Origin of the sequence: Nevskia soli (genome assembly GCF_903970205.1) — a bacterium.
Taxonomy (GTDB): Bacteria; Acidobacteriota; Terriglobia; order Bryobacterales; family Bryobacteraceae; genus Bog-113.
Genome location: NZ_CAJCHS010000273.1, coordinates 1 through 7,527, shown reverse-complemented (window position 1 = coordinate 7,527; position 7,527 = coordinate 1). Strand labels below are relative to the sequence as shown.

Here is a 7,527-nt window from a genome sequence, read left to right as displayed (position 1 = left end):
GCTGCCGGTATTTTCGTGGCTCTGGTGGGGCTATTTGTTCCGCCTTTATATTTTGTTTATAAGTACGCTTGGTTTGTTGGCTTCTTTGTATCGGGCGCGCTTTATTGCGCACTTATGAGTCGGGCAGGAGGAAACGTATGGCAACAACAACCGAAGCCGCAGTCAGTCGCGTAAGCGCCCTGGTTGATGGCCGCTTGGAGTCACCGGATCGCGATCTGCACCCTGTCAATAATCCGGCTACCGGAGAATTGATCGCGGAAGTTAGTTATGCGGCGGCTGCCGATGTCGATCGCGCGGTTCGATCCGCTCACAGCGCGTTTCTGGAGTGGCGTGATGTTCCGGTGGTCGATCGTGTGCAGCCGCTTTATCGCTTCAAAGCGCTGTTAGAGAGCCATGCGAACGAGTTAGCGCGGATCTTATCGACCGAGAATGGCAAGACTCTTGACGACGCGAAAGCCGAAGTTCGCCGCGCCATCCAGATGGTAGAGGTCGCGTGCGGCATGCCCAGTCTGATGATGGGCGATTCGCTCGAAAACGTCTCGCGCGGCATTGACTCCCACACCATCCGCCAGCCCATCGGCGTGTGCGCCGGGATTACTCCGTTCAACTTTCCGGCAATGGTTCCGATGTGGATGTATCCGTTCGCGATCGCGTGCGGCAACGCGTTCATCCTGAAGCCATCGGAGAAGGTTCCGATGACTCCGACTCGTGCCGCCGAGTTACTAATGGACGCAGGTCTGCCGTCAGGCGTTTTTACTCTGTTACATGGCGGAAAAGAAGCGGTGGACGCGCTCTTGAAGCATCCGCAAGTACGCGCGATCTCGTTTGTTGGATCCACTCCCGTGGCGAAGTATATCTACGCGACTGCTGCCGCGGAAGGTAAGCGCGTTCAGGCGCTCGGTGGCGCGAAGAACCACATGGTAGTAATGCCGGACGCGGATATCCCGAAGAGTGTCGACGCCATCATGAGTTCGGCCTTCGGCGCGGCGGGCGAGCGCTGCCTCGCCGGTTCCGTGCTCGTTCCTGTGGGCGATGTGGCGGAGCCTTTACTTACGGCGTTGCTCGACCGCTGTAATAGCCTCAAAGTTGGTGATCCCGCCGAAAGCGGAACCGGCATGGGACCGCTGGTTACTAAGGAACATCGCGATCGCGTGGCCGGCTATATCGATCGCGGCATCGCGGAAGGTGCTGAGGCCTTGTGCGACGGACGGGACGGTGTATCGAGTCAAGGCTTCTATCTCGGTCCGACGGTCTTCGACCATGTGACGCCGAGGATGAGTATCGCGCGCGAAGAAATCTTCGGACCGGTACTCTCAGTAATCCGCGTAGACTCGCTGGACTCCGCCATTGACTTAATCAATAGCGTGCCCTTTGGTAACACGACAACGATCTACACCGCGAGCGGCAAGGCTGCACGAGAGTTCGCGACGCGTATCGAAGTAGGCATGGTCGGAATCAACATGGCGGTCGCCGCGCCAATGGCATTCTTCCCGTTCGCCGGTTGGAAGCAATCTTTCTTTGGCGATCTTCACGCCCACGGCAAAGATGCGGTTTCGTTCTACACCGAACAAAAGGTAGTGATGTCGCGCTGGTTCTAAATGGGCGGCCTGCGCGCTCGCGCTGAAGCGTACTTCGAGTTTCCGGCACTTAGCGCTACGTGGCGCACGGAAATCCTGGCGGGTTGCACCACGTTCATGACGATGGCGTACATCATCTTCGTGAACCCGTCGATTTTGCATGAAACCGGCATGCCGATCGGCGCGGTGACAGTCGCTACGTGTCTCGCGGCGGCGTTCGGGTCCCTACTGATGGGATTGTTGGCGCGTTATCCGATCGCACTTGCCCCTGGAATGGGCCTAAATGCGTACTTCACTTACTCGGTGGTGAAGGGAATGGGCGTACCTTGGCAGACCGCGCTCGGCGCCGTGTTTCTTTCGGGTGTTGCCTTTTTCCTACTTACAGTAACAGGCGCCAGGCAGCTAATCATCGGGGCAGTGCCGCCGGAGCTCTATGCGGCTGTGGCGGCGGGAGTCGGTTTGTTCATCGCGCTGATCGGGTTGCGAAACTCCGGCATCATCACGGCCAATTCGGCTACTCTAGTGAGCCTGGGAAATCTAAGGAGCCCGAATACTCTGCTGGCCTTATTCGGCCTGCTGCTGATGGCCGTGCTACTGGCCCGACACATTCAGGCTGGAATACTGATCGGAATCGTTGCGACCACGATCGTCGGGGCACTCACCGGGTTGGTTCACTGGCAACCGCAAACGTGGCACGTGTCCGATCTGGGCGCCACCGCGTTCCACCTCGACATACTGAGTGCGGCCAAACTCGGCGCTCTGGAAATTGTGTTCGCGTTTCTGTTCGTTGACCTATTTGATAACATCGGGACCTTAGTAGCCGTCGGCGAGAAAGCGGGTTTAATCCGGGAAAGTGGCCAAATCCCTCGATTGAACCAAATCTTCTACGCGGATTCGGCCGCTACGATTTTCGGCTCTCTGACGGGCACCTCCACAGTGGTCAGTTACATCGAGAGCTCCGCAGGTGTGGCCGCCGGCGGCCGAACAGGCATAACCGCGATCGTTACAGGTCTATTGTTTCTGGCTGCGATACCCGTTGCGCCGATCGCCGGAGCAATCCCGACGGGCGCTACGGCTCCAGCCCTGATCATCGTCGGAAGCCTGATGATGTCTTCGGTCGCGGCCATTCGTTGGGCCGACCCGTCGGTCGCGATACCGGCGTTCCTGACCCTAGTTACCATCCCGCTGACTTACAGCATCGCCAACGGTCTTGCGTTCGGATTCACGGCTTACGCGCTAATCCGGATTGTTTGCGGGGAGTTCCGAAAAGTGAACTGGTTTGTCTATGTGCTGGTCGTGCTGTTCATTGCGCGTTTCTACTATCTGGGAAAAGGAACATAGAGATGGACGCTGAGTTCATGCAAATCGCGATCGCGCTATCTATCGAGAATGTGCGCAGCGGGCGCGGTGGTCCTTTTGGCGCGGTTATCGCGAAAGGCCGTGAGATTATCGCAACCGGGGCGAACCAAGTGACTTCCGCCAACGACCCGACCGCGCACGCCGAGATCGTCGCGATTCGGGCGGCGTGCCAGAAGCTACAAGACTTTCAGTTATCAGGCTGCGACCTATACACTTCCTGCGAGCCTTGCCCTATGTGTCTCGGTGCCATCTACTGGGCGCGGCCGGATCAAGTCTATTATGCAAGCAGCCGCGAAGACGCGGCCAGCGCAGGCTTCGACGATGAGTTCATTTACTCTCAGATTACGCTACCGGTTGACCGGCGAAAAATCCCGATGCGCCAGGCTTTGCAGCAGGAAGCGGAAGCCGCCTTTCGTGCGTGGGAAGAGATGCTTCACAAGATCCGTTACTAGCGCCGTATGGTTGCTTCGATAAACCCGTGCGGCTCGTCGACCGGCACGAAGATTTCGTTCGGATTTTCCTGACCGAAGCGACTGAGGTCGACTAACAAACAGTGCAGGTTCGGCATCGTAAGACGGATTTCGGATAGCTCGGGAACCTGGTGCAACACTGCCTCTCCCATCGCATACAGCGTGTGTTGGACCGACCGGCTTTGGTGCGCCGCGAAGGTCTTGAGTAACATCTCTCTTACCCGTTGCCGGATGCCGCGAAACGAAGTTGGCGTGCCGATGTAACTCCATTCCGCGCTGGCATCGGTGCCCAATAAGCGGTCCGCAGTCTCAGGGAGTGTCGTCAAGCTGTCTTTCTTGAATCCTTCAAAGCCGGAGTCCGCGGTTTTCATGATCACGAGATGACGAAGTCCGGAGCGTATCTCCGTCGCTGTTCGCGAAGCTCTTACTGCCACAGTCTGTAATTCTTCGCCGGCCAGGCGGAACGTACTCGGATGCGAGCTGCCGTTAATCACAGCATGCTCCCAAGGCTTCGCCGCGATCTCAACCGACACATACTCAGCTTCAGGATTCCCTCGCAGGAAATGGGTAGTTAGTTCAAGGGCGAATGCTTCCGGGGAACTCGCTGAGGACGCGCGGGCTGTCGAGTATACCGTGTTCTTCATTGTGTCGGTCGGCAGAACGCCGCTGTTGTCGCCGAACCGATAGGCGTCCTGGTAGTCGCCCTCGAATAAAATGCGGATCGTCCAATCGAGTAATTCGGTCTGGTCGTCGCCTCGGCGAACTTTGACCAGTCGGACGCGGGCTTTTCCGTAAGTATTGGTCGAAAGAGACGGCATCGTTTATTGTAGAACTGGTTGGGGCGCGTTGAACCCGCAGCGCTTCAGCATGGCCACCACCTCGTCTTCCGTAGCCCCTAACTTATGCGCGGACTCGATCAAGTCTTCAGCCAAAGCCGGATACCAGTTGCGGCGTGCCGGGTTACTCAATCCGGCAACGTTGAACGGCTGAATGCCCTCTCGAATCTCTTGCGCCAGGTTTGCGTCGGGCGGCGCTTCGGCCAGTTCTCGCATCCGCCGGCTGAAGACAAGGTGCTTACGCAGAAGAAATCCGGGCGCCAGGTGCGCGTTGCCGAGCCTTCGGGCCGATTCGGAGTAGCTAGCCGCCGCGAAGTAGAGCATTGTCCGTGCCGTGAAGGTTTGAAAATCGTTCATCGAAGAGTAGAGCGCGGCAGTAAGATGCGCGGTCGCAAGCAAGTCCTGATCCGTCTGTTCGGCGTACATGCTCAGGGCTCCAGGGTCGTGAAGCTTGCCGGTTTCCATCAGCTGCGCCAGACGCTCGATCCCGAATAGAGTCAACGGAAAGCCAGTCGAGAGTAACGGGTCGACGAACCCGGCTGCCGAGGGCAATAAAGCCCATCGCTCGCCCGTGATTTGCCCGCTGCGGAAAGATAGGTTCGGGATATAGCGGAACTCGTAGAGCGGCTGAGCATGCGCGAACTGGCGTCGTAAGTCGGGAAGAGCCGCGATCAGGCGCTGCCAGGCTGGAGCACCCTCGGACAATCTTAGTTCTCCCGCGAGTTCCTCAGTCGCAGCGACGCCCGCACTGGTAACCCCGTTATTGAACCGAAGCACCCATATCCAACCACGGTCAAAGACATGGTGGACGGCTGCATCATCGACCGGATACGGCGCACCATCTTCCCCGCCGAGCCGTTCCACGCCGCGGAAATGTGAATACAAAGCGTGGGTGCGCGGATAGCCCGGTAAGTCGCGCTCAGTCAGTGGCAGCGAGCTGTGCAGGAACCCTCGCGGGCCGGAAGCATCCACTACAAAATCGGCCTCAAACGTAACGGGTTCTCGGCCGCGACGTCCGGAAAGTCTCACAACATCGCGATCGAACTCGGGCGAGTCTAACTGAACATGGTCAAGATAGGTAACTCCGCAGTCGACAGCAGACGAGACGAAGTGCGCATCCACATCGGCTCGGTACCAATGAGTATCCGCGATCTCATCTGCCGGACTTGCGGCAACCAGCAGCTGCCTCTCCCGATCGTGAACTGCCGGTGCGGGCCGATCCAGATCATGATGGTAAAAAGTGAATCCGCGCTTCAAACCGCACGCAACTTCCGGGTAAGCCTTTTGCCACGACCCCCACTTACAGAAAGGCCGAAGCTGAGGCAGATCGTATCGATCGACTAACTCCTCCAGGAGTAAGTTCGCCAGCGGCGTGCTGGACTCGCCGATCACGATACGAGGATGCGATCCCTTCTCCAGCAACACCACCGACCGGCCCAGCCGCCTCGCAATCATGGCGAGTAAAGAGCCCGCAAAACCGGAACCTATAATGGCGATGTCAAACCGTTGCGGGCGCATCTTGACAATCCTTGCAGTCTATCGCGAGAGCGGTGCGCTGCTGTCGATTCATCCAACGAAGCCGCTCAAGCCGAAGCTCTCGACAACCGGCGCAGGCTCGCATGAGCTGGGCATCCCAAAGATCCACAAATACCCTGCCCCGCTTCTGAGTGAGTCCGTACTCCATAACTTCCTCGACTGTAGTTATCCGTAGCGGCTCAAAAGCCCCGCTAGTCTGAAGAGCCTCCATGGCTCCGTTCCCGGCGCGCGCGGGAATCAAGCTGACTGCGCCGGCCCCACAATCAAACGCGAAATCGATCGAGCGCTTGGCCCAATAGCCTGCTTCACGTTCGGGCGTGAAGGGCGGCTGGACGATGACAAAGGCACGTACGCCGATCCCGATGCCGCGAAGGTAGTCGCACGCTTGGGCAAACTGTTCCAGCGTCATTCCTTTGTTCAGCTTCTGGAGCACCTCGGGCTGAGCAGTTTCCAAACCTAGAGCCACTTCAAGGGTACCTTGTAATAAGTCCCGCAGCCGCAGCACACGATCGCCCACCAGCGCCGGATGGCTCTCTACAATTACGTGCCGCGACCCGCGAAGCCGATCAGCAACTGCCGCATAGTCTTCAACAGGAACAGCGCGGGGATCAAAGAAGCTACCGCTGTTATATAGCTTGACTACTTCCACGGGCCCGAGCCGGTCCATGGCAAATTCCACCTGTTTCGTGATCGCGCCCGGCGGCACGGAGTCCGTCAGCGTGTTCTTCCATAGATCACACATCACACAGCGCCACGGACACTCGCGATTGGTTAACATGATAACTGCCGTCCGAGCTAAGTGCCCGCGCAAGTCCATCTCCTCCTCGACGAAGAACCCGTACGGACGCCGCGGATCGACCGGGTTGCGGTCCTGACGAAGACTCAGAATCCAGGAATCTCTCCGGCTTCGACTTTCCGGGTACGGCTCAGTCAACACAGGCATCACCGGTAAAGCGACAGGAACCGATCACGGTACTCAGGTTCACGCGAAGGCAGCTGGCTCTTCAGAACATCGACTGGAATCGCGCCATGCTGGAACCGTCGCTTCTCGAACACCGGCATATCTAAACCAGTCAACGCCTTGATTCCCCGGGAGACGACCTCACCCTTCAACTCATATAGCAGTTCATTGCTGTACCCAGTAAGTTCAATGAAAGGAATCGCCTCGGCCACCGCGATGACTTCCGGGCGTGTATATGGACTGAAACCATGAAACCCATACTTCCGCGCCGGAGCATAAGTCCGAACATAAGACCGGCTCAACCCGCCGGTGTAAGTAAGTGAATGCTTGATCTTACCGACGCCCCAACCTTCCTGATACAACATCGGATTGTGAATGACGCTCCGGATGGTAAGTTCCGGGTTCTCTTCGATCGGATAGTCTTTCAGGTTCTCGTCGCCCCCGTCGCCATCGATCAAAAAACGCCAGTCAGGGTATCGCTCGCGGATCCCGCGGCAAAGCGCCAGAGCCATCGTGCCGCACTCCACATCCAGCGGCTTGTAGTCTTCTATCGTCCGAATCGTTTCTCCGGCGTCGATCTCCGCCGCATCCGCATCAATCGTTTCCAGGAACATTTCAAGTTGGAGTGCAGCCAGAAAGTCCCGCGCTTGCGCTACATCCGGGCCGTCCCCCAGATTCAGAACGAAAGCCTTCAATCGTCCGGGATGCATTCCGAGCCGAAGCATCGCGAAATAAGTCGCGAGAAAGACGCTTCCGCTATCCACGCCGCCGGAGAAGCACACGCCAAT

7 protein-coding genes are annotated in these 7,527 nt (G+C 57.9%); 3 read left to right on the top strand and 4 right to left on the bottom strand.

Annotated elements, in window-relative coordinates:
* The first annotated feature begins 137 nt into the window (after positions 1-137).
* From H1Y01_RS12365 to H1Y01_RS12355, 3 genes are read left to right on the top strand one after another with little or no spacing between them, the layout of a single operon-like run.
* Positions 138-1,598 (top strand): CoA-acylating methylmalonate-semialdehyde dehydrogenase, encoded by a 1,461-nt coding sequence (locus H1Y01_RS12365; RefSeq protein WP_180540826.1) that lies wholly within the window; start codon positions 138-140, stop codon positions 1,596-1,598.
* Positions 1,599-2,918, top strand: coding sequence for an NCS2 family permease (locus H1Y01_RS12360; protein ID WP_180540825.1), 1,320 nt, complete (start codon positions 1,599-1,601; stop codon positions 2,916-2,918).
* A gap of 2 nt (positions 2,919-2,920) precedes the next feature.
* Positions 2,921-3,388 (top strand): nucleoside deaminase, encoded by a 468-nt coding sequence (locus H1Y01_RS12355; protein WP_180540824.1) that lies wholly within the window; start codon positions 2,921-2,923, stop codon positions 3,386-3,388.
* Here the strand turns inward: H1Y01_RS12355 and pucL are convergent.
* The 4 genes from pucL to H1Y01_RS12335 all read right to left on the bottom strand — a co-directional run.
* A complete protein-coding gene (pucL, locus tag H1Y01_RS12350; RefSeq protein WP_180540823.1) occupies positions 3,385-4,224 on the bottom strand; it encodes a factor-independent urate hydroxylase in 840 nt (279 codons plus the stop codon). The genes H1Y01_RS12355 and pucL overlap by 4 nt on opposite strands.
* Positions 4,225-4,227: 3 nt before the next feature.
* On the bottom strand, positions 4,228-5,760 hold the full coding sequence (locus H1Y01_RS12345) for an NAD(P)/FAD-dependent oxidoreductase (RefSeq protein WP_180540822.1): 1,533 nt from the start codon (positions 5,758-5,760) through the stop codon (positions 4,228-4,230).
* Complete coding sequence (locus H1Y01_RS12340; protein WP_180540821.1) at positions 5,741-6,721, bottom strand: radical SAM protein; 981 nt, start codon at positions 6,719-6,721, stop codon at positions 5,741-5,743. Before H1Y01_RS12340 ends, H1Y01_RS12345 begins: the two co-directional genes overlap by 20 nt.
* A partial coding sequence (locus H1Y01_RS12335; RefSeq protein WP_219341499.1) for an asparagine synthase-related protein occupies positions 6,721-7,527 on the bottom strand: 807 nt, incomplete at its 5' end. The genes H1Y01_RS12335 and H1Y01_RS12340, both read right to left, overlap by 1 nt.

Coding starts and splice junctions, on each gene's coding strand:
- H1Y01_RS12345 (WP_180540822.1), bottom strand. CDS start 5,760: ATGCGCCCGCAACGGTTTGACATCGCCATTATAGGTTCCGGTTTTGCG.
- H1Y01_RS12360 (WP_180540825.1), top strand. CDS start 1,599: ATGGGCGGCCTGCGCGCTCGCGCTGAAGCGTACTTCGAGTTTCCGGCA.
- pucL (WP_180540823.1), bottom strand. CDS start 4,224: ATGCCGTCTCTTTCGACCAATACTTACGGAAAAGCCCGCGTCCGACTG.
- H1Y01_RS12340 (WP_180540821.1), bottom strand. CDS start 6,721: ATGCCTGTGTTGACTGAGCCGTACCCGGAAAGTCGAAGCCGGAGAGAT.
- H1Y01_RS12365 (WP_180540826.1), top strand. CDS start 138: ATGGCAACAACAACCGAAGCCGCAGTCAGTCGCGTAAGCGCCCTGGTT.
- H1Y01_RS12355 (WP_180540824.1), top strand. CDS start 2,921: ATGGACGCTGAGTTCATGCAAATCGCGATCGCGCTATCTATCGAGAAT.